General features: G+C 67.9%; 21 protein-coding genes and 1 tRNA gene. 16 read left to right on the top strand and 6 right to left on the bottom strand.

Features of this window, described 5'->3' with window-relative positions:
- The 3 genes from KIH27_RS15775 to KIH27_RS15765 all read right to left on the bottom strand — a co-directional run.
- Window positions 1-1,979, bottom strand: a 1,979-nt coding sequence (locus tag KIH27_RS15775; protein ID WP_214093906.1) for a DUF5906 domain-containing protein, incomplete at its 3' end; no start/stop codon positions are given.
- A 42-nt stretch (window positions 1,980-2,021) separates the two neighbouring features.
- Window positions 2,022-2,285 carry a hypothetical protein gene (locus tag KIH27_RS15770; protein WP_214093905.1) on the bottom strand — a complete coding sequence of 88 codons (264 nt, stop codon included), beginning with the start codon at window positions 2,283-2,285 and terminating at the stop codon, window positions 2,022-2,024.
- Entirely contained in the window at window positions 2,282-2,479 is a 198-nt protein-coding gene (locus KIH27_RS15765; protein WP_214093904.1) for a DNA-binding protein, read from the bottom strand. The genes KIH27_RS15770 and KIH27_RS15765 overlap by 4 nt, the downstream gene beginning before the upstream one ends.
- Window positions 2,480-2,804: 325 nt before the next feature.
- Here KIH27_RS15765 and KIH27_RS15760 point away from each other — a divergent pair, with 325 nt between their 5' ends.
- Window positions 2,805-3,926 (top strand): site-specific integrase, encoded by a 1,122-nt coding sequence (locus tag KIH27_RS15760; RefSeq protein WP_214093903.1) that lies wholly within the window; start codon window positions 2,805-2,807, stop codon window positions 3,924-3,926.
- A gap of 44 nt (window positions 3,927-3,970) precedes the next feature.
- Here KIH27_RS15760 and KIH27_RS15755 read toward each other — a convergent pair.
- Window positions 3,971-4,044: transfer RNA gene (locus KIH27_RS15755), tRNA-Leu, on the bottom strand.
- 86 nt (window positions 4,045-4,130) lie between these two features.
- Here KIH27_RS15755 and KIH27_RS15750 point away from each other — a divergent pair.
- The 8 genes from KIH27_RS15750 to KIH27_RS15715 all read left to right on the top strand — a co-directional run bounded on the left by KIH27_RS15750 (window position 4,131) and on the right by KIH27_RS15715 (window position 13,116).
- Window positions 4,131-4,754 carry an ANTAR domain-containing response regulator gene (locus KIH27_RS15750; RefSeq protein ID WP_214093902.1) on the top strand — a complete coding sequence of 208 codons (624 nt, stop codon included), beginning with the start codon at window positions 4,131-4,133 and terminating at the stop codon, window positions 4,752-4,754.
- 60 nt (window positions 4,755-4,814) lie between these two features.
- Window positions 4,815-6,176 carry a Pup--protein ligase gene (gene pafA / locus KIH27_RS15745; protein WP_214093901.1) on the top strand — a complete coding sequence of 454 codons (1,362 nt, stop codon included), beginning with the start codon at window positions 4,815-4,817 and terminating at the stop codon, window positions 6,174-6,176.
- Window positions 6,177-6,224: 48 nt separating this feature from the next.
- The gene (locus KIH27_RS15740) at window positions 6,225-7,217 is read left to right on the top strand and encodes a helix-turn-helix transcriptional regulator (protein ID WP_214093900.1); all 993 of its coding nucleotides are present in this window, start codon (window positions 6,225-6,227) and stop codon (window positions 7,215-7,217) included.
- Window positions 7,214-8,206 carry a helix-turn-helix transcriptional regulator gene (locus KIH27_RS15735; protein ID WP_214093899.1) on the top strand — a complete coding sequence of 331 codons (993 nt, stop codon included), beginning with the start codon at window positions 7,214-7,216 and terminating at the stop codon, window positions 8,204-8,206. Before KIH27_RS15740 ends, KIH27_RS15735 begins: the two co-directional genes overlap by 4 nt.
- Window positions 8,206-8,436: a Sec-independent protein translocase subunit TatA gene (tatA, locus tag KIH27_RS15730; RefSeq protein ID WP_214093898.1), complete on the top strand. Its 231-nt coding sequence runs from the start codon at window positions 8,206-8,208 to the stop codon at window positions 8,434-8,436. Before KIH27_RS15735 ends, tatA begins: the two co-directional genes overlap by 1 nt.
- A gap of 48 nt (window positions 8,437-8,484) precedes the next feature.
- A complete protein-coding gene (tatC, locus tag KIH27_RS15725) occupies window positions 8,485-9,390 on the top strand; it encodes a twin-arginine translocase subunit TatC (RefSeq protein WP_214093897.1) in 906 nt (301 codons plus the stop codon).
- A gap of 87 nt (window positions 9,391-9,477) precedes the next feature.
- Entirely contained in the window at window positions 9,478-12,231 is a 2,754-nt protein-coding gene (locus KIH27_RS15720; protein ID WP_214093896.1) for a DEAD/DEAH box helicase, read from the top strand.
- 87 nt (window positions 12,232-12,318) lie between these two features.
- Entirely contained in the window at window positions 12,319-13,116 is a 798-nt protein-coding gene (locus KIH27_RS15715) for a DUF4333 domain-containing protein (protein ID WP_214093895.1), read from the top strand.
- Here KIH27_RS15715 and KIH27_RS15710 read toward each other — a convergent pair.
- Window positions 13,092-14,057 (bottom strand): 5'-3' exonuclease, encoded by a 966-nt coding sequence (locus KIH27_RS15710; RefSeq protein ID WP_214093894.1) that lies wholly within the window; start codon window positions 14,055-14,057, stop codon window positions 13,092-13,094. The genes KIH27_RS15715 and KIH27_RS15710 overlap by 25 nt on opposite strands.
- Before the next feature lie 57 nt (window positions 14,058-14,114).
- Here KIH27_RS15710 and KIH27_RS15705 point away from each other — a divergent pair, with 57 nt between their 5' ends.
- Complete coding sequence (locus tag KIH27_RS15705; protein ID WP_214093893.1) at window positions 14,115-15,245, top strand: M24 family metallopeptidase; 1,131 nt, start codon at window positions 14,115-14,117, stop codon at window positions 15,243-15,245.
- Here KIH27_RS15705 and KIH27_RS15700 read toward each other — a convergent pair.
- The gene (locus KIH27_RS15700) at window positions 15,236-15,658 is read right to left on the bottom strand and encodes a F420-dependent biliverdin reductase (RefSeq protein ID WP_214093892.1); all 423 of its coding nucleotides are present in this window, start codon (window positions 15,656-15,658) and stop codon (window positions 15,236-15,238) included. The two genes, KIH27_RS15705 and KIH27_RS15700, sit on opposite strands and share 10 nt — an antisense overlap.
- 35 nt (window positions 15,659-15,693) lie before the next feature.
- Here KIH27_RS15700 and dprE2 point away from each other — a divergent pair, with 35 nt between their 5' ends.
- The 6 genes from dprE2 to ric all read left to right on the top strand — a co-directional run bounded on the left by dprE2 (window position 15,694) and on the right by ric (window position 21,723).
- Window positions 15,694-16,443 (top strand): decaprenylphospho-beta-D-erythro-pentofuranosid-2-ulose 2-reductase, encoded by a 750-nt coding sequence (gene dprE2, locus KIH27_RS15695; RefSeq protein WP_214093891.1) that lies wholly within the window; start codon window positions 15,694-15,696, stop codon window positions 16,441-16,443.
- A gap of 211 nt (window positions 16,444-16,654) precedes the next feature.
- On the top strand, window positions 16,655-19,219 hold the full coding sequence (locus tag KIH27_RS15690) for a helix-turn-helix domain-containing protein (protein ID WP_214093890.1): 2,565 nt from the start codon (window positions 16,655-16,657) through the stop codon (window positions 19,217-19,219).
- A 200-nt stretch (window positions 19,220-19,419) separates the two neighbouring features.
- Window positions 19,420-19,737: a hypothetical protein gene (locus KIH27_RS15685; RefSeq protein ID WP_214093889.1), complete on the top strand. Its 318-nt coding sequence runs from the start codon at window positions 19,420-19,422 to the stop codon at window positions 19,735-19,737.
- Window positions 19,738-19,742: 5 nt separating this feature from the next.
- Entirely contained in the window at window positions 19,743-20,492 is a 750-nt protein-coding gene (locus KIH27_RS15680; protein WP_214093888.1) for a hypothetical protein, read from the top strand.
- A 36-nt stretch (window positions 20,493-20,528) separates the two neighbouring features.
- The gene (locus KIH27_RS15675) at window positions 20,529-20,912 is read left to right on the top strand and encodes a PPOX class F420-dependent oxidoreductase (protein ID WP_214093887.1); all 384 of its coding nucleotides are present in this window, start codon (window positions 20,529-20,531) and stop codon (window positions 20,910-20,912) included.
- 112 nt (window positions 20,913-21,024) lie between these two features.
- Window positions 21,025-21,723, top strand: coding sequence for an iron-sulfur cluster repair di-iron protein (ric, locus tag KIH27_RS15670; RefSeq protein ID WP_214093886.1), 699 nt, complete (start codon window positions 21,025-21,027; stop codon window positions 21,721-21,723).
- The last annotated feature ends 74 nt before the right edge of the window (window positions 21,724-21,797 follow it).

Raw genomic sequence — 21,797 nt, 5'->3', positions numbered from 1 at the left:
AGGATCGAATCAACGCACTCTGAAACCGGAAGAGCCGGTATGGCTGACAGTTCGTTTGCGATATAGACGAACCGCGCCGCTAATCTTCCGCGCCACGCGCTTTGATACTTGCGACTTACGGATACCTTTCCTTCGCCGATAATGTCTTTCAACACGTCAACAAACTTCTTACCATTTCCGGTTATGCGGTCGTCGTCAAACGTTGCCAACGTACGGCCAACTAGATCGGCCATACCGAACGGATTGACGATATCGGCTGAACGGCACGCGGTGGTGTTGTCGTCGCCCACGATGCTTCGCATAATATGGGCAATCGTCGTTTTGCCGGAACGGCGCGGCCCGATCAGCGTCAGCATTTTGTGAAGGTTTGTCCGACCGCTGACGACGTATCCGAACCATTCCTGCAATGCGGCGATTGAATCAGGATCATCGGGCCACAGTTCTTGCATGAATTGCAGCCAGCGTTCCGGCTTCGGAGCGGCAGGATCGTAGGCGAATGGCAGCGCGTTCATGTTGAAGTATTCCGACGTGTGCGCGACTGGTTTCCGATCTTCAAGCTGTAGCAGCGTGTTCGTAAATGCAACCATGCGTTCTTGACGATTATCCAACCAACACGGTGCTTCGATATCTTCGCTATCAAGTAGCGTGACGGCGCGGAGTGCGTGTTCCACCGTGGCGACCTTGCTTTGCGACGGATTCCACGGCACCGCGATACCATCTTTATTTAGGTACTGTGCCGATTCCAAACGGTAGTAGATCAACTTCCGCAATTCATCTGCGCTTAGGCGTTTCCAGCGTTGGCTGTTGTATTGATACCAGTCATCCCGCCAGAGCTTGATCGGCGTATCTTCGCGTTCGTGGGCCAGTGCGAATTGGTGGGCCAGGCCGAGCGGCACACGATCCGAAAACCAGAGATTAGCTCCAGCGCCAGCGCACGCGCATTTGTCCGATACGCCGTCAGCGTCAACGGCTGGCTTGATCTTGCGTAGAGCGCCGGTTTCCGAGCGGAAGATTTCTGCCCGAGCTTCGGCCAGGGATCTTTTACCCCTGCGGCCAACCGCGTTCAGCCAATAATCGTTAACTTCGGCCACCGCGTCTTTCCAGCCGGTGTGACCTTCGGCGGCAAGACGGTACAGCATCCAGTGAGCGTCGGTTATTTTGTCATGTGACGATTCATCTTCGGTGATCCGGCGCTTCCACGTCTCCAAGGCTGACGCAATATTCCAGCAGATTTCGCTATTCTGGCCGTCGTTAAAAATCCCGTCGGCCCAACGGTAAAGATCGGTGACGCTGATATCCAGGTCAATCTGGCCGCTATGGCTTCGATGGTTCTGCAAGTAGGTAACCCATCGATCCGACAGAATCGGAAAATCCGAGATAATCGGCAGCGCGTCAGTTTCCCGCCAGGCTGACCGGCTACCGTCGTTCGGCGTCACACCTGGCGGGAACCACCACACTTGCGTTTTTGTGTCTGGGTGGACAGACGGCCAAACCATCGCGTATCGGTGCTTGCCCTGAATTACGTCAATCGCTGAATCGGCTTTGCCGCGAAATTCGATCTTTTGGCCGGCTGAATCTTTGAGCGGAGCGAGCAGCCAGCGGATACCGCTACTGCCATCGGTTCGCGCCGTGGAAATCCACGGTTCCCGATCCGATAGCGAGCCTAGTTCTTTCTCCAATGCGGCCAGTTGGTCACCGCCGTGTTTGTCGCCGTAATGATCCACGTCGATACCGACTACTTGATATTCGGCGCCAGCCACGATTACCGGCTTTCCCAACCAAAACGCGATATTGCCGTTTCGGTATTTGGGATCGTTCTCCCAACGTTCCAGTTGGTCAGGATCGGCGGCTTCGGCGTTCCCGCCAGTGAATCCGGTTGGCGGTGGGTGCTTCTCACCGGCTGGCAGGGGGATCGGGGCGAATCCGGCGGCGTGGGCCGACCGCCAGGCGTGCGCGTATGGCGACATTTCCGATTTCATATTATGGGAATTCCTTTGAATGTCAGTATTAGTGGCGAATCGCTAGGATTCGAGGTCGTCAAGCATTTTGAGGTAACGCGCATCGTTCAATCCGTTGTCGATGCGCCATTGCGTGATGCGCGCTCGCTCAAGGTCGGCTTGCACGTCAAGGGGAAGCGGTGCGGAAACCGGGCTATTGACGATTTGCATGGTTACGGCGCTGGCACGAACGGCTGACTGCATCGCGGGCCGTCCGTAGCGGTCCAGCACGTTCCGCTGCATTGCTTCGAATCGCTTTTTCATCCACCGATTGCGGAGATCGTTCATGCGCTCTTGCCAACTTCCTTGCGGTTGGCGAGCATGAACGCTATAACGTCGTCGCGGAGGTATCGAACGCGCTGACCGAACTTGACGTAGGGAATTCCTTTGCCCAGGTAGCGATCTTGCGCTAGGGACCGTGGTGGGATTCCTACGAACTTGGACAGTTCTTCTTCGGACATGATTTCCGGCATTTCAAACATCGCGTTTCCCTTTGCGTTGGACTGTCGCGCAACGTTTCTCGTTGCGGGTCCGAGAGCAAGCGGCTCGCTTTGGCGAATAGTGTGGGTATGCCGCGAAGTTTGAATGTGTGTGTTTGAATTCCCGTTTTTTGCTTCGGTATTACCCATCATTCACGACCGGGCGAGGGCTGTCAAGGCAAACACTGGACACGTCACGGCAGCCCATCTAGGCTAGGCCACACAACCCGACCGCAACGCCATCGGTGCAGGTCAGAGCATGTCCCGCCAGCGGTGGAAAAGTTGTGGAAAATAGAATAAGAATCGTTCGAAGGGAAGATCAGCAAACATGCCAACCGTCAGCAAATATCAGAACACGACCGGAGCAACTTTGTATGAAGTTCGCTACCGCACGCCGGAAAACAAAACCACGCGCAAACGCGGCTTCAAGACGAAACGTGACGCAGACCGGTTCGCCGCGACCGTAGAAGTTTCCAAGATGCGCGGAGAGTACATATCGCCCTCGTTGGCGAAAGCCACTATCGGATCGTTAGGGCCAGCATGGCTAGAACGTCAAAAAGGACACATGAAGCCGTCCGGTTTCCGCTCCTACGAGAGCGCATGGCGAAACCACGTAGAACCACGATGGGCCGAAACCCGCATCGGGAACGTGAAGTACAGCGACGTGCAAGCGTGGGTAGCTGCCCTGGCGGGAAAGCTCTCCCCGTCCATGATTGCCACCGTTTACTCAGTCCTGGCCCGCATCATGGACGACGCCGTACGCGACCGGCTGATTCCGGCGAATCCCGCCAGAGGCGTAAAGCTGCCGAAACGCGCAAAACGGCACAACGTCTATCTGACCGCCGACCAGCTTCACCACCTGGCCGACGAATCAGGCCGCTACCGGTCGCTGATCCTGCTACTCGGCACGGTCGGCTTGCGGTGGGGCGAAGCCGCTGCTCTGCGCGTGAGCGACGTTGACTTCCTACGGCGACGGATCACGTTGCAGCACAACGCCGTTCGGGTAGGGAGCGAAATCGTCGTTGGCACGCTCAAGACGGGGGAGAGTCGCACGGTGGCGCTGGCCGGGTTCGTGGCCGACGTGCTGGCCGTGACGTGCCAGGGCAAGGGCCGTGGCGACCTGATCTGGCCGTCAGCGACCGGCGGGCATCTTGGCCCGCCAGCGTCGGTGCGGTCGTGGCTGGCCGGTGCGGTGGCCCGGTGCCAGGCCGACGACGCGACGTTCCCCCGGATCACGGCGCACGCGCTGCGGCACACGGCGGCGAGCTTGGCGATCAGCGCCGGGGCGAACGTGAAGGTGGTTCAGCGGATGCTTGGACACGCGAGCGCGGCGATGACGCTGGACGTGTACGCCGATCTGTTTGACGACGATCTGAACGCGGTTGCGGATCGGCTGGACGCGAGCGTGTCCAATTCGCGTCCAAACCGGGTCCAAACGGGTTTCGCGTAACCGAGAAAGTAACGTTGACCTGCATTGTCGTCCGTCGAAAAAAGTGCCCTCGGTGAGATTCGAACTCACACTGCACGGGTTTTGAATCCGTTTCCTCTGCCAGTTGGGATACGAGGGCTCGCAGGTTGCGGTCTCTCAGCGTAGACGATCGCCACGCCCGCCCCGGGTGGTGGCCCGGTCCGCCCGCCGCGCCACAATGGCGTCATGACCGAGCCCGTGTCCGACGCCGAGCGGCGCCCGTCGCGCCGCGTCCTGATCGCCGAGGATGAGGCGCTGATCCGGCTGGATCTGGTCGAGATGCTGCGCGAAGAGGGCTACGACGTTGTCGGCGAGGCGGTCGACGGTCAGGAGGCGGTCGACCTGGCCGAGCAGCTGCGCCCGGACCTGGTGATCATGGACGTGAAGATGCCGCGCCGCGACGGGATCGACGCGGCCGCCGAGATCGCCGGCAAGCGGATCGCGCCGATCGTCATGCTCACCGCGTTCAGTCAGCGTGACCTGGTCGAACGGGCACGTGACGCCGGGGCGATGGCCTACCTGGTCAAGCCGTTCTCCGCCGGTGACCTGGTTCCGGCGATCGAGTTGGCGGTCAGCCGGGCCGAGGAGATCACCGCGCTGGAACGCGAGGTGAGCGCGCTGTCCGAACAGCTGGCCACCCGCAAGCTCATCGAGCAGGCCAAAGGCCGGCTGCAGGCCAGTCACGGACTCAGCGAGCCGGAGGCGTTCAAGTGGATCCAGCGTGCCGCGATGGACCGCCGGACCACGATGAAGCGGGTCGCCGAGGTCGTGCTGGAGACCATCACCGGCCCGGAGAATCCGCCCGACTGACCAGGTGACGCGGGCGAGCCTGCCCACCCCTGCGCCGTTTCAACAAGTAGGCTCGATGACGTGCAGCGCAGAATCATGGGCATCGAGACTGAGTTCGGTGTGACCTGCACCTTCCACGGTCATCGGCGACTGTCGCCGGACGAAGTGGCGCGCTACCTGTTCCGCCGGGTGGTGTCCTGGGGACGCAGCTCTAATGTGTTCCTGCGCAACGGTGCCCGGCTCTACCTGGATGTCGGCAGCCACCCCGAGTACGCCACCGCGGAATGCGACAGCCTGCTCCAGCTGGTCACCCACGACCGGGCCGGGGAGCGGGTGCTCGAAGACCTGCTGATCGACGCCGAGCAGCGGCTGGCCGACGAGGGCATCGGCGGCGACATCTACCTGTTCAAGAACAATACCGACTCGGCCGGCAACTCCTACGGCTGCCACGAGAACTACCTGGTGGTCCGCGCCGGGGAGTTCTCCCGGATCTCCGACGTGCTGCTGCCGTTCCTGGTGACCCGTCAGCTGATCTGCGGCGCCGGCAAGGTGCTGCAGACCCCGAAGGCCGCGACGTTCTGCCTGTCCCAGCGCGCCGAACACATCTGGGAGGGCGTGTCCAGCGCGACGACCCGATCCCGTCCCATCATCAACACCCGCGACGAGCCGCACGCCGACGCCGAGAAGTACCGCCGGCTGCACGTCATCGTCGGTGACTCCAACATGAGCGAGACCACGACCATGCTCAAGGTCGGCAGTGCGGCGCTGGTGCTGGAGATGATCGAGGCCGGCGTCGCGTTCCGAGACTTCTCGCTGGACAACCCGATTCGTGCGATCCGCGAGGTCAGCCACGACATGACCGGCCGGCGTCCGGTGCGCCTGGCCGGCGGCCGGCAGGCCAGCGCGCTGGACATCCAGCGGGAGTATTACGGGCGGGCACTGGACTACGTGCGGACCCGCGCCGTCAGCAACCCGCAACTCGAACAGGTCGTCGACCTGTGGGGACGGCAACTCGACGCGGTGGAGAGTCAGGACTTCGCCAAGGTCGACACCGAGATCGACTGGGTGATCAAGCGAAAGCTGTTCCAGCGCTACCAGGATCGCTACTCGATGGAGCTGTCCGACCCCAAGATCGCGCAGCTGGATCTGGCCTACCACGACATCAAACGGGGCCGCGGCGTGTTCGACCTGCTGCAGCGCAAGGGACTGGCCGCCCGCGTCACCACCGACGAGGAGATCGACGCCGCCGTCGACACCCCGCCGCAGACCACCCGGGCCAAGCTGCGCGGTGAGTTCATCAGTGCCGCACAGGCTGCCGGCCGCGACTTCACCGTCGACTGGGTGCACCTCAAGCTCAACGACCAGGCGCAGCGCACGGTGCTGTGCAAGGACCCGTTCCGGTCGGTCGACGAGCGGGTCAAGCGGCTCATCGCCAGCATGTAGGCGGTGTCGGTCCGGGACTCCGGCGGACAGCGCTTATCCTGTTGTGTCATGGCGACCGCCAAAGTGGAACGACTGCTGAATCTCGTCATCGCGTTGCTCGCCACCCGCAGCTATCTCACGGCGGAGAAGATCCGGTCCAGTGTGGTCGGCTACATCGACAGCCCCAGCGAGGAAGCGTTCTCCCGCATGTTCGAACGGGACAAGAACGAGCTGCGCGAACTGGGCATTCCGTTGGAGACCGGCAAGGCCTCCGGGTTCGAGGTGGTCGAGGGATACCGCATCAACCCGCAGACCTACGCGCTGCCCGAAATCAGCCTCACCACCGAGGAAGCCGCCGCGGTCGCCGTCGCGGTGCAGCTGTGGCAATCGCCGGAATTGCGGGCCAACGTCGAAGGGGCGGTGGCCAAACTGCATGCCGCCGGTGTCGACGCCGACCCGGACCGCGCCGATGTGCTGGTGGCACCGCCCGCCGCGCTGCCCGGAATCCACCGGGCCGAGCCGGCGCTGAACGCGCTGATGGCCGCCGTCGAGTCCGGTCAGGCGGTGCAGTTCGAACATCGGCCCTCACCGGTCGCGCCGTACGTCACGCGCACCGTCGAACCCTGGGGGGTGGTCATCCACGGCGGCCGCTGGTATGTGGTGGGCCACGATCGGGATCGCAACGCAGTGCGGACCTTCCGGATGTCGCGGATCGGACCCGACGTACGCACCATCGGCGCCACCGAGGTCAGTCGCCCCGAAACCGATGACCTGCACCGGATCGTCGCGGATGCGGTCGGCGACACCCCCATCGGCGTTCAGGCCCGGGTCTGGGTGGCCGACGGGCGTGCCGTCGCACTGCGCCGGGCGGGCACGGTGTTGGAACGCCGGTCGCTCGGCGGTCGCGACGGTGACGTCGTCGGCATCGACATCGGCACCTTCGACCGGTGGGCCCGGGAGATCGCCGGGTACGGGGCCGACGCCGTCGTTCTGGATCCGCCGTCGCTGCGCGGCGACGTGCTGGCCCGGCTGACCGCTCGCGCGGCGGGAGGTGCGGCATGACCCAGTTGTCGAAACGCCTGGTCCGGCTGCTGAACATGGTGCCGTACTTCCTGGCCAACCAGGGGATCAGCAAAGAGAAGGCCGCCGCGCACCTCGGTGTCAGCCTTACCCAACTGCAGACCGACCTGGAGTTGCTGGCGGTGTCCGGGCTGCCGGGTTACGGCCCGGGCGACCTGATCGACCTGACCTTCTACGAGGACCGCATCAAGGTCTACGAGTCCGCGGGGATGGACCGGCCGCTGCGGCTGACGTCGCCGGAGGCGACGGCGATGCTGATGGCGCTCAACGCGCTGGTGGGCATGCCCGGCATCGTCGACCCGCGAGCGGCGCGCAGTGCGATCGCCAAGATCGAGAACGCCGCGGGCGCGGCGGTGCATGAGGCCACCGAGCCGGCTGTGGACGACACAGCCCTGGCCGACACCGCCGACGTCGTGCGGGACGGTCTGCAGCGCCACCGCGCACTGGGCATCGACTACTACGCCGCCTCCCGCGACAGCCTGTCGCACCGGGTCGTCGACCCGATCCGGGTGGTGCTGATCGGCAACCACAGCTACCTGGAGGCCTGGTGCCGCGAGTCCGCCGGAGTGCGGCTGTTCCGGTTCGACCGGATCGACGGCGCCCGGCTGCTCGACGAACCGTCGGCAGCGCCGGAACCGGCGCTGCAGGCCGCCACCGACACCGCGCTGTTCGCCGCGGACCCGTCGCTGCCGGCGGCGACGCTGCGGGTGGCGCCGGCCGCGGCCTGGATGTTCGAGTACTACCCGATGCGGGTCGTCGAAGAACTGCCGGACGGCAGTCGTACCGCGACCATGACCTACGTCTCCGACGACTGGGTGACCCGCTTGCTGCTGGGCTTCGGCGCGGAGGTGCAGGTTCTGGGGCCGGAGCCGCTGGTGCAGCGGGTCCAGGCGGCCGCGGCCGAGGCGGTGGCAGCCTATCGGCCGACGGCTCCGGTAGCATCGGCGGAGAAATCTGGAGGTGACGGATAGTGGGCGCTATGAGTCCGACACACTGGGCGATCCTGCTTGTCGTGGTGGTGCTGCTGTTCGGCGCCAAGCGCATGCCGGACGCGGCCCGGTCGCTGGGCAAGTCGCTGCGCATCTTCAAGACCGAGGTGCGCGAATTGCAGCACGACGCCAGGCCCGAATCGCCGGGGGCGCCGACCACCGTGCAGTCCGAGCGGGTCGACCCCCCGGCGGCCGACGGCCACCCGGTCTAGCGGGCGATTCCCGACTCGGCGCACAGCGCCCGCGGACACCTCACATTCGTGCGCACCCCCGGTTTCCTCCGACGGCTGGACCCCCGGCTGCGTCGCAGCCGCACCAACCCTGACGGGACGATGTCGCTGGTCGACCACGTCCGTGAACTGCGTACCCGGCTGCTGCTGTCGCTGGCCGCGATCCTGCTGACGACGGTCGCCGGGTTCCTCTGGTACTCGCACGGCGTGTTCGGTGGGCCGAGCCTCGGTGAATGGCTGCGCCAGCCGTACTGCGCGCTGCCGCCGTCGGCGCGCGCGCAGATCAGCGCCGACGGGCAGTGCCGGCTGCTGGCGACCGCGCCGTTCGACCAGTTCATGCTGCGGCTGAAGGTCGGTCTGGTGGCCGGCACCGTGCTGGCCTGTCCGGTCTGGTTCTACCAACTGTGGGCGTTCATCACACCGGGGCTGTACCGCAAGGAGCGCCGATTCGCGGTGGCGTTCGTGGTGAGCGCGGCGGTGTTGTTCATCGGCGGTGCGGTGCTGGCCTACCTGGTGCTCTCCAAGGCGCTCGGTTTCCTGCTGACCGTCGGCAGCGATGTGCAGGTCACCGCGCTCTCCGGCGACCAGTACTTCGGCTTCCTGATCAACCTGCTGCTGGTGTTCGGGATCAGCTTCGAGTTCCCGCTGCTGATCATCATGCTGAACCTGGTGGGTGTGCTCAGCTACGAGAAGCTCAAATCGTGGCGGCGCGGGCTGATCTTCGCGGTGTTCGTGTTCGCCGCGTTCGCCACCCCCGGCTCCGATCCGTTCTCGATGACCGCCCTCGGGCTGGCACTGTCGTTACTGCTGGAGTTCGCCATCCAGATCGCCCGGCTGCACGACAAGCGCAAGGACCGCCGCACCGCGAACGATCTCCCCGATGACCAGGCCTCGGAGATCCCCGCGCCGTCCCCGGTCACCGCCGACCATGAGTGATCTCTCCCCGCGAGGGTGCACAGATCACCGGCAACGCCCAGGTGGCAGCGGAGAGCTGTGCACGGTCGCGGGACAGGCGGGCGCGCCGTGACCGAACTGGACACGTTCACCGCCGAGCTGCCGTTCACGCTGGACGGCTTCCAGCGCACGGCGTGCACGGCGCTGGAGGACGGTCGCGGTGTGCTGGTCTGCGCGCCGACCGGGGCCGGCAAGACCATCGTCGGCGAGTTCGCCGTGCACCTGGCGCTGGCCGCCGAGAGCAAATGCTTCTACACCACGCCGATCAAGGCGCTGAGCAATCAGAAGCACACCGACCTGGTCGCCCGGTATGGCAAGGAGCGGGTCGGCCTGCTCACCGGGGACCTCTCGATCAACGCCAACGCCCCGGTGGTGGTGATGACCACCGAAGTGCTGCGCAACATGCTCTACGCGGATTCACCTGCTCTGCACGGACTTTCGCATGTGGTAATGGATGAGGTGCACTTCCTGGCCGACCGCATGCGCGGTGCGGTGTGGGAGGAGGTCATCCTGCACCTGCCGGAGGCGGTCCGACTGGTCAGCCTGTCGGCGACGGTCAGCAACGCCGAGGAGTTCGGCGGCTGGATCCAGACCGTGCGCGGCGACACCGCCGTCGTCGTCGACGAGCACCGCCCGGTGCCGCTGTGGCAGCACATGATGGTCGGCAAGCGGCTCTTCGACCTGTTCGACACCCGGCCCGATCCCGACGCACCGCCCCGCGTCGATCCGCAACTGCTGCGGCACATCGCCCACCGGCGTGAGGCCGAACGGCTGTCGGACTTCCATGGGCCGCGCCGGCACTCCGGGCGTGGCGGTGCGGGCCGACCGAGCTACCGGCCGCCGATGCGGCCCGACGTGATCGGGGTGCTGGACTCCGCCGGGCTGCTGCCGGCGATCACGTTCGTGTTCTCCCGGGCCGGTTGCGATGCCGCTGTCAAACAGTGCCTGCGGTCGCCGCTGCGACTGACCACCGACGCGGAGCGCGCCCGGATCGCCGAGGTGATCGACCACCGCTGCGGCGACCTGGCCGATGCGGACCTGGATGTGCTCGGCTACTACGAGTTCCGGGAGGGGCTGCTGCGCGGCCTGGCGGCACACCACGCCGGGCTGCTGCCGGTGTTCCGGCACACAGTTGAGGAACTGTTCACCGCGGGCCTGGTCAAGGCGGTGTTCGCCACCGAGACCCTGGCGCTGGGCATCAACATGCCGGCCCGCACGGTGGTGCTGGAGCGACTGGTCAAGTTCAACGGTGAGCAGCACGCCGCGCTGACCCCGGGGGAGTACACGCAGCTCACCGGGCGGGCCGGCCGGCGCGGTATCGACGTCGAAGGCCATGCGGTGGTGCTGTGGCAGCCGGGGGAGAACACCGCCGACCCGGGTCAGGTCGCCGGGCTGGCGTCCACCCGCACCTTCCCGCTGCGCAGTTCGTTCGCGCCGTCCTACAACATGACCATCAACCTGGTTCAGCGGATGGTTCCGCAGGAGGCGCACCGGCTGCTGGAGCAGTCGTTCGCCCAGTTCCAGGCGGACCGGTCGGTGGTGGGGCTGGTGCGCGGCGCGGAGCGCGGTGAGCGGATGCTCGACGACATCGCCGTCGAACTCGGCGGGCGCGATTCGCCGGTGCTGGAGTACGCGCGGCTGCGGGCGCAGATCTCGGAACGCGAACGCTCCCAGGCCCGGGCGTCACGGCTGCAGCGTCGACGGGCGGCCGGTGACGCCCTGGCGGCGCTGCGGCGCGGCGACATCATCACGCTGACCGGCGGCCGGCGCGGCGGGCTGGCGGTGGTGCTGGCTGACGACCGGGACAGCAGCGAGCCGCGGCCGCTGGTACTCACCGAACACCACTGGGCGGGCCGGATCTCGTCGGCCGATTACAACGGGGCCACCGGGCCGCTCGGCACGATGCGACTGCCGAAACGGGTGGAACACCGCCAGCCCCGGGTCCGGCGTGACCTCGCCTCAGCGCTGCGGTCCGCGGCGGAGGGCCTGGTGCCGCCCGACCGGCAGCGCCGCCGCGGCCGCAGCGGCTCCGACACCGACGACGCCCCGGTGGACCCGGAGTTGGCGGCGCTGCGGGACCGGCTGCGCCGCCATCCGATCCATCAGGCGGCGGACCGCGAGGCCCGGATGCGGACCGCGGAGCGCTACCTGCGCCTGGAGGCCGACAACACCCAGCTGCGCCGCCGCGTCGCCGCCGCAACCGACTCCCTGGCGCGCACCTTCGACCGGATCGTGGGCCTGCTGACCGAACGCGGCTTCATTGACGACGGCGACGACGGCAATCCCGCGGTCACCGATCACGGCCGGCTGCTGGCCCGCATCTACAACGAGAGCGACCTGCTGGTCGCGGAGTGCCTGCGCTCGGGGGCCTGGGACGGGCTGGAACCGGCAGAACTGGCGGCGGTGGTCTCCGCGGTGCTGTTCGAATCGCGCGGCGCCGACGGTCCGGGTGGGCCGCTGGCGCTGGAAGCGCCCACCGCAGGCGTACGCACCGCCCTGCACCAGACCCGTCGACTGTCGGCGGCGTTGCGCTCCGATGAGCGCCGGCACGGGATCACCCCGAGCCGGGAACCCGACTACGGCTTCGTCACGGCCGTGTACGCGTGGGCTCGTCGGGGTGACCTCGCCGGGGCGCTGGCGGCATCCGATGCGGCGGGTGCCGGTGCCCCGCTGTCGGCCGGCGACTTCGTGCGCTGGTGCCGGCAGGTGCTGGACCTGCTCGATCAGGTGCGCAACGTCGCGCCCGACCCCGGATTGCGCGCGACCGCGAAACAGGCGATCGACACGGTTTTGCGCGGGGTGGTGGCGGTTGACGCCGGGTAGGCTGATCCGGGCGCTACGGTGGGTTACCGGTGGTGGACAGTCGACGATCGTCAACGTCGACTACGCGAGAGGACTTGAGGGACAACGATGAGCGGACCGCAGGGAAACGACCCGTCGCAGCCGTGGCAGCCGAGCCAGCCGGAGGGGCAGCAGGGGGCGGAGCCGGCGGCCGAGCAGGCGGCCGACCAGCAGTGGCAGCCGCCGGCCTACACGCCGTCGCAGTACCCGCAGTACCAGCAGCCAACGTCGTACCCGGCGGCGCCGCAGCAGTACCCGGCGGGAACCGTCGGGTACCCGCAGCCCGAGCAGTACGGCCAGCCTGGCCAGCCGACGCAGTACGGTCAGACCGGCCAGCCGACGCAGTACGGTCAGGCCGGGCAGCCGACGCAGTACGGCCAGCTGGGCCAGTACGGTCAGCCGACGCAGTACGGTCAGCCTGGTCAGTATGGTCAGCCGGGCCAGTACGGCCAGCCTGGTCAGTACGGTCAGCCGGGCCAGTACGGCCAGCCCGGTCAGTACGGTCAGCCGGGGCAGCCGGCCACCGAGACGAAGCGTTCGCCGGTGCTGATCGGCTCGATCGCCGCCAGCCTGGGAATCCTGGTCCTCGCGCTGCTGGTGACCGGATTCTGGAAGCCGGGGTTCTTCGTCACCACCAAGCTCGACGTCGACAAGGCGCAGCAGGGCGTGCAACAGATCCTGTCCGACCAGACCAACGGCTACGGTGCCAAGAACGTCAAGGACGTCAAGTGCAACAACGGCCAGAGCCCGGTCGTCAAACAGGGTGACTCGTTCAACTGCGAGGTCAGCGTCGACGGCACCAAGCGTCAGGTGACCGTGACGTTCCAGGACAACTCCGGCACCTACGAGGTCGGCCGCCCCAAGTAGTCCAGCGCCGTCGTCAACCGCGCCACCGACGACTCGACACCGCTGCGAGCGGCCAGGTCGACCAGTCGATCCGGTTGCGCCGCAGCGGGATACAGCCGGTCCGTGGGTTTCGACAGCGTCACCGGGGCAGCGGTGACCACCCGCACCACCGGCTCGGCCGCCGCGATGTAGTCGGCGGCGGCGTGCAGTTTGGCCCGCACCCCCTTCGCCATCGCCGACCCCGGGTCGTCGGCCGCGGCCAGCACCTGCGGCAGCGAACCGTACTGCAGCAGCAGCGCGGACGCGGTCTTCTCACCGATCCCGGGCACACCGGGCAGGCCGTCGGACGGGTCGCCGCGCAGCACGGCCATCTCCGCGTAGGCGGCGCCGGCCCGCTGTACCGGCAGCCCGTACTTCTGCGCCACCTCGGCCGGACCGAACAGTGTCGCCTTGGCCAGGCCCGCACCCAGGTAGAACACCGACACCGGAACGGGGCCGTCGGTCACGACCTGCAGCAGGTCGCGGTCGCCGCTGAGCACGATCACCGGGTTGCTGCGTTCGGCGGCGGCCAGGGTGCCCAGCACGTCGTCGGCCTCATAGCCGGGTGCACCGGCCGTCGCGATCCCGGCCGCGTCCAGAATGTCGAGGATGACCTCGACCTGCGGCGTCAGGTCGTCGGGCACGTCCTCGACGTCGGGGGAGCCGTCGGGCTCCGCTGCCGCCACCCGCTGCGCCTTGTACGACGGGATCAGGTCCACTCGCCACTGCGGCCGCCAGTCCAGGTCCAGGCAGACCGCCAACCGGCCGGGCTCAAACCGGGTGATCACCGTCGCGACGGTGTCGAGGAACCCGCGCACCGCGTTCACCGGCCGGCCGTCCGGCCCGGTGATCGACGCCGGCACGCCGTAGAAGGAGCGGAACCACATGCTGGCGCCGTCGAGCAGCAGAACCGGAGCGGACATGACTGCCACCCTATTGGCTCCGGACGTCCGTGACGGTCGCCGGTTAGCCTGACTCCCATGACTTCCCGATTCGACAGTGCCGTCTACGCCCGCCGCCTGGCCGCCGCCGCCGATGCCACCGCCGCCGCCGGGCTCGCCGGCCTGGTCATCACCCCCGGCTATGACCTGCGCTATCTGACCGGTTCGCGAGCGCAGACCTTCGAACGGCTCACCGCCCTGGTGCTGCCGGCTTCGGGCCGGCCCACGATGGTGGTGCCGCGACTGGAGTTGGCGGCGCTCGGCGAGTCGGCGGTGGGCGATCTGGGCCTGGCGGTGCTGGACTGGGTCGACGGCGATGACCCCTACCAGTTGGTGGTGGAGGCGCTCGGCGGAGCGCCGGCGGCGACCGCGGTCACCGACGCCATGCCGGCCCTGCATCTGCTGCCGCTGGCCGACCGGCTCGGCGTGACACCGGTTCTGGCTACCGCGGTGCTGCGCGAACTGCGAATGATCAAGGACCCCAGCGAGATCGATGCGCTGCGCAAGGCGGGGGCGGCGATCGACCGGGTGCACGCCCGGGTGCCGGAGTTCCTGGTGCCGGGGCGCACGGAAGCCGACGTCGCCGCTGACATCGCCGCAGCGATCATCGCCGAGGGGCATTCGGAGGTGGCGTTCATCATCGTCGGCTCCGGCCCGCACGGCGCCGATCCGCACCACGAATGTTCCGATCGGGAACTGCGAGCCGGCGACGTCGTCGTCGTCGACATCGGCGGCGCCTGGGAACCCGGATACAACTCGGACTGCACTCGCACCTACTGTCTCGGGCAACCGAATGATGAAGTGCGGCAACGGTATTCATTGCTGCAGCAGGCGCAGCGGGCGGCGGTCGAAGCGGTCCGTCCCGGGGTGACCGCCGAGCAGGTCGACGCGGCCGCCCGCGACGTGCTGGCCGGAGCGGACCTCGCCGACTTCTTCGTGCACCGCACCGGGCACGGCATCGGGCTGTCGGTGCACGAGGAGCCCTACATCGTTGCGGGCAACGACATTCCGCTCGCCGCCGGCATGGCGTTCTCCGTCGAACCCGGCGTCTACTTCCCCGGTCAGTGGGGTGCCCGCATCGAGGACATCGTGATCGTCACCGACGACGGCGTGGAGTCATTGAACAACCAACCGCATGAACTGGTGGTGGTTCCGGTGGATCAGCGCTGATCCGGGCGCGGGACGGTCACGAGGTCCGACGAGCCGATCACCCGTTCGATCTCCACCTCGATGACCACCCGTTCGGGGTTGGCGCGCGGTGTCTTGTACCGCTGGGCGTAGCGCAGTTCCGCGTCGCGGACCGCGGCCGACTCCCTGCTGACCGTCGCCCGGCCCTCCAGTGAGAGCCAGCGCGCCCCGTCGACCTGACTGAGCACCGCCACCCCGCCGCGTTCGGCGTTGACGGCCTTCTGTGAACCGCCGGTGGTGATCACCCGGGCGATGTGGGTCATCGGATCGAAGGTGAAGCCCACCGCGACGACGTGCGGGGAGTTGTCGGCGCGCAACGTGGTCAGCATCGCCAGGTGGCGTTCGGTCAGGAACGCCAGCGCGTCGCTGGTCAGCCGGGTGGTCGCGTTCGCCATCACCGCCCACGCTAGCGCAGGCGATAATCACAGCCGTGAACGACACGGCTGGCGGTCCGGTGGTGATTTTCGGCGGTCGCAGTGAGATCGGCGGGGAACTGGCGTGCCGGTTGGCGCCCGGGACGACGGTGGTGCTGGCCGCCCGGGCCGGCACCCCGCTCGACGAACAGATCGCCCGCGTGCGCGCTGCCGGGGCGACGGCGGTGCACACGGTGGAGTTCGACGCCGACGACGTGACGAGCCACGGTCCGCTGATCGCGGCGCTGATTGCCGAACACGGCCCGATCGGCACCGCGGTACTGGCGTTCGGGATCCTCGGCGATCAGGCCCGCGCCGAAACGGATGCCGCACACGCGGTGGCGGTGGTGCACACCGATTACGTCGCCCAGGTCAGCCTGCTCACGCACCTGGCGGCGGCGATGCGCAGCGCCGGTCGCGGTGCGCTGGTGGTGTTCTCGTCGGTGGCCGGGTCCCGGGTGCGGCGGGCCAACTACGTCTACGGTTCGGCGAAAGCCGGCCTCGATGGCTTCGCCAGCGGCCTGTCCGACGCACTGCACGGCAGCGGGGTGCGTCTGCTGATCGTGCGGCCGGGTTTCGTCGTCGGCCGGATGACGACCGGCATGACGCCTGCGCCGCTGGCGAGCACTCCGCAGCAGGTCGCCGACGCCACGGCGCGCGCCCTGGCCGCCGGGCGACGAGCGGTGTGGGTGCCGTGGTCGCTGCGGCCGTTGATCGTCGCATTCCGGTTGCTGCCGCAGGCCATCTGGCGTCGGATGCCGAGGTGATGCATGATCGGTGAATTGTTGACAGGGGAAATTGAACTTTCTGCCAGGAAGACTAGAATTTCATCTGCGTGAATGCAGCGCGGAGGTGTGCCTGCCGGTGTCCGGAAACCGTGGATCGTACTGGCCGTTCGTAGCTCGCGACAGTGAGCTCGGACGCGCGTCGGACGCGCTTGCGGCAGTTACCGACGCTTCCGCCCTGCGGGGCGTCGCGATGCTGGGCCAGAGCGGGGTGGGCAAGTCGACACTGGCCCGTGCGCTGGCGGCGGCCGCTGAAACCCGGGGCTGCGCGGTTCGTTTCGCGCTCGGCACCCAAACCGGTCGTGACGTGCCGCTCGGCGCGTTCTCCCGGGTCGTCGGCGTCGACGCCGGACATGCGCCGGCGGCGATGCTGGCCGCGGCCCACCAGAACCTGGAGCGGGAGCGCGACCTCGTCGTCGTCATCGACGACGCCCAGCTGCTGGACCCGCTCTCGGCGACCCTGGTCTACCAGATCGCGGCGGAGCGCACCGCCCGGCTGATCGTCGTCGTCCAATCCGGTGAGCCGGTGCCCGACTCGATCACCGCGCTGCTCAAGGAGCGCTGGCTGGAGAGTGTGCCGGTCGGCCCGTTCACCCCGGAGCAGACCGCTCAACTCGCCCGCGCGGTGCTGGCCGGCGCCGTCGAACCGAGCCTGGTCGACCAGCTGCAGCGCCGCACCGGCGGCAATCCGCTGCTACTGCGCGGACTGCTCAGTCCGGGCCGGGAGAACGGTGTGCTGGTGCAGACCGAATCCGGGTGGCGGCTGCAGGGTGCGCTGCACCCCGACCGTGAACTCCACGACCTGCTGGAGGTCCGGGTGCGGTCGCTGTCCGATGAGGAACGCGATGTGATCGAGATCGTGGCGGTCGCGGAACTGCTCGACTGGCGGATTCTCCGGGGGCTCTGCGCCGTCGACGCGGTCGAGCGGCTGGAACGGCTCGGCATGATCCATCTGGTCGCCGACGGCTCCGAGACGGTGGTGGGGCTGAATCATCCGGTCATCGGTGAGGTGGCAATCGAGCTGGCCGGGGTGGTGCGCACCCGGCGGATCAACGGCGATCTGGCTGAAGCCCATCGACGGGACGATCGGCGAGGTGACCGCGGCGGCGGCGCACCGGACGTGCGCACTCGGATCCGGACCGCCCGGTTCCTGATGCACAGCGACCTGCCGCTCGACCTCGACCTGATCATCGACGCCGCCGAGGGTGCGATGACGGCGGCGCACATCGCCGCCGGCGAGGACCTCGCCCGGTTCGCCCTGGACCACGGCGGCGGCCTGCGTGCGGCGATGATCCTGGCCGACGCGCTGCGCTGGGCGGGCCGCAGCGACGCAGCCGAAGCCGTCCTCAGCGAGTTCGACCCCGACGGCAGCGATCCGCTGCTGACCGTGCGCTGGGCCTGCCTGCGGGCGTCGATCCTGTTCGAGAGCTGCGGCCGGGTGGATGAGGCACGCCGGATACTGGCCGACGTCCGTGGCCGCATCGATGCCCCGTCGGCGCTGAGTCTGGTCACCGCGACCGAGGTATCGTTCGACTTCTTCGCGGGCGATGCGGGCACTGCGGCAGAGGCCGGCCTGGCCCTGTGCGCAGCCGACCCGCATCCGCTGGCGACGGTGTGGGCGGCGGCCCCGGCGGCCTGGGCAGCGGCGTTCGCCGGGTCCTTCGAGGACGTGGCGCGGGTGGCCCGGACGGGACTGGATGCGGCGGCCCGCGGCGGCAGCGGACCGCAGCTCCTGATCATCGGGCTGGCGGAGGCGATGGCACGGGCGTCCGCGGGGGATCTGGCCGACGCCGAGGACGTGGTGGAGCGGTACGCGGCCGTGAGCGCCGGCATCCCCGAAGCCGAAGGCATCGTCGCCGCGGTCCGCGGCTATGTGCTGTTGCTGCGGGGCACCCTGGGGGCGGCGTGCGCGGCGTTGCAGGAATCGATGGCGAAACTGTCGGTCGGATTCCAGCCGGCAGGACTGGTGCTGGCAGCGTCGTGGTGCGCGCAGGCGGAGGCCGGGCGGGGTGACACCGCAGCCGGCGCCGCTGCCGTGCGCTGCGCGGAGCGGGTGCACGGACCGCAGACGGCGGCCTTCGCCCCGGAACTCGAGATCGCCCGCGCCCGGGTGGCGGCGGCCGAGGGGCGGACGACGGCCGCCCTGCAACACGCTGAACGGGCGGCGCAACTCGCCCGGCGGGCCGGGATGTACGCGGTCGAGTCGCGTGCGGTGCACACCGCCGTCCGCTACGGCGACCGCTCACAGGCGGCCCGGGCCGGCGAACTGGCGCGGATGCTGTGGACGCCGCTGTCGGACGTCATGGCGTTGCACGCGCGCGGCGTGGCCAGCCGGGACGGTGGCCGTCTCGACGGAGCCGCCGACCGGTTCGCCGAAATCGGGGTGATGGCGATGGCCGCAGACGCCGCGGCGCAGGCGGCGGCCGAGTACGCCCGCAGCGGCGACCGTGAGCGGGAACTGGAGTCGGCGGGCCGGGCACGCCGCTGGGCGCAGCAGACCGGGTTGGCCTCACCTGCCACGGTCGCAACCGCCCGACCGCTGCCGATCACCGCCCGGGAGCGGGAGATCGCGGCGCTGGCCGCCGCCGGCCTGTCCAACCGGGAGATCGCCGACCGGATCAGCGTCTCGGTGCGGACCGTGGACGGTCACCTGTACCGCATCTTCGGGAAGCTCGACGTCCGCAGCCGCGACCAGCTCGCCCGACTGCTCTCCGGGCACCCCGACGCCCAGGTGTTCGGGATTTCGGTGCGAAATTAGGGTAGGGCGATACCCTAGTCCGGCCCGGTCTCGGTCGGTGATGCTGTCCAGACGCGCAACTCGAAGCGTTCAGACAGCCTGGGGGAGACGTGGTCGGACACACGGCACGATTGCGGTTTTTCGCATCGTCGTACCGAAAAGGCAAATTTCGGCATGGAACGCTGGATTATGGCCGCCTGTCAGGACTAGCGTCTATATACATGGACGATCGTGACAAAGACCCGTCGGTGGTACTGCCCTACTTGGTGGGGCGGCCGCTGCCCGCCACCGAGGTGTATGAGGCCTTCGGGTATCGGAAATCGGCCTACTACAAAGCCGCGCATGAGGGCCGGCTGATCACCGCCGACAACCTGATCAGGGTCGCCAAGCACTTCGGCCTGAACCCGATCGACCTGCAGGTCCGGTACGGGCTGATCACCCCCGAGGCGGTGACCGCCTACGTGGAGACGCTGGACTCGGCCCCCGAGCAGCCGAAGATCGCCGACCTGCATCCCGCCGCCGGCAGACCCCCTTTATAACCGCTATGCAGGTCCTCGTCGCCACCACACTGCTCGCCGTGCTGGGCAGCCTCTGGATCCGCCGCGACACCTGGCGGTCATGGTGGGAGGCCGGTCTCACCGGCAGCATCATGCTGCAGGGTTGCGCGGTGCTGTGCGTGTCCCCGTGGGTTTCGACGGTCGCGGGGCCCACCCTGCACGGTGTCCTGGGGCGCTGGAACGTCGAGCATCTGCTGGGCCACCTCTGCCTGATCGTCGCGGCCGCCGCGATCGTCTACCACTGCCTGACCCGTCTCGCCGACCCGGAGTTGCTGACGGCGATGTTCACCCGCAGTGTGGTCGCACCCCTGAACCTGGGCATCCCGCTGCTGGTGGCGGCATTCCTCCTCGCCGACGAGGAGCCGCACACCGATCTGTTCGCGGCTCCCGTCCGATCGATCTGGTTCGGGGTCTACTGGCTGGTGCTGGGCGTGCTGCTGACCTATCTGCTCGGCTACGCGCGTCGCGTGCTGCTGGCACTGCGGTCGGATCCGCGGTCCCGGGCGACCGCCAACATCTACCTGGCCGGCGCCGGACTCGGGATGGCCGCGTGTGCCGTCCAGGTGGCGACGGCGTGGGTGGGCGTGGACGTCAGCCTGCCGGTCTGGTGCTGCATGTGCCTGGGGGTGATGTGCTTCGCCTACGGCTCCGGACGCTCCTGGCAGGCGCGGGTGGACTGGTTCATCCGCGGCCCGCGCCCGCCCCGGCAGCCCACCCCGCCGCAACCCGCGGCGTGACCCGGTTCGCGCCGGCCTGCGAGTAGATTCACGGCCGTGCCCACGTTCGCCGAACTCGCCCGCTCTGATTACCTGCTGCTGACCACGTTCACCAAGGACGGCCGCCCCAAGCCGACGGCGGTGTGGGCCGCGGCCGACGGTGACCGCCTGCTGGTGATCACCCAGGAGAACTCCTGGAAGGTCAAGCGGATCCGCAACACGCCGCGGGTCACGCTGGCCGCGTGTGACGTGCGCGGACGCGCGAAGGGGGCGGCGATCGAGGCGACCGCGGCGGTGCTGGACAAGAGCCACAACGCCGACGTCTACGACGCGATCGCCCGCCGCTACGGGCTGATCGGCCGGGTGTTCAACTTCTTCAGCAAGCTGCGGGGCGGGATGACGACCAATGTCGGGCTGGAACTGACCGATGCCGCCCGCTGACCGGCCGCCGCCCCGAGGAACTCGTCACATATAGTGGACTTTGCTCATTGATATAAGCATCGTTGGACCCGACCCAGCGCTGACAGACCCTCAACAGAACTAAGGAGTTCGCGTGGCCAGCTTCACCTCCGACATGATCCTCGGCGACATCGTCACCGCCAACCCGTCGACCACCCGGGTCTTCAGCAAGTTCGGGATCGACTTCTGCTGCCACGGGCAGCGTCCGCTCAGCGCGGCCTGCGAGGCCGACGGCGTCGACACGGAGGCCGTGCTGACCGCGCTGAACACCACCGAGCCCACCCAGCGGGCCGACTGGGCCGAGCTCGACGACCCGTCACTGATCGCGCACATCATCAGCACCCACCACCAGTACCTGTGGGAGGAGTTCCCCCGGCTGGCGGAGCTGGTGGACAAGGTCGCCCGGGTGCACGGCCCCCGCCACAGCGAGCTGGCCCAGGTCCAGGAGCTCTTCCACAAGCTGCGTGCCGGCATGGAGCCGCACCTGCGCACCGAGGAGACCATGCTGTTCCCGGAGATCAGCCTGCACGCCGGGCGCCCGGAGCGGGGCCTGTCCGATGAGGTCGTCGCCGAGCTGTCGGAGAACCAGGAGGAGCACGACCGGTCCGGGCACCTGCTCGCCGAACTGCGCCAGCTGACCAACGGCTACGTGATCCCGCCGGACGCCTGCGCCAGCTACACCGCGATGCTCTCCGGGCTGGAAGAGCTGGAGAACGACATCCACATCCACGTGCACAAAGAGAACAACGTGCTGTTCCCGCGGGTGCTCGCCTCCGTCGGGGACTCCGCCTAGCCTTAGCTTCCGGAGTCTGATCCGGGGTTCGATCCGTCGCCTGGGCGCAGGTGCTCGCCGAAGAGTGCGAGCGC

This window comes from Mycolicibacter acidiphilus, from assembly GCF_018455725.1.
Classification (GTDB): Bacteria; Actinomycetota; Actinomycetes; order Mycobacteriales; family Mycobacteriaceae; genus Mycobacterium; species Mycobacterium acidiphilum.
This window is presented reverse-complemented; position numbering and strand designations above follow the sequence as displayed.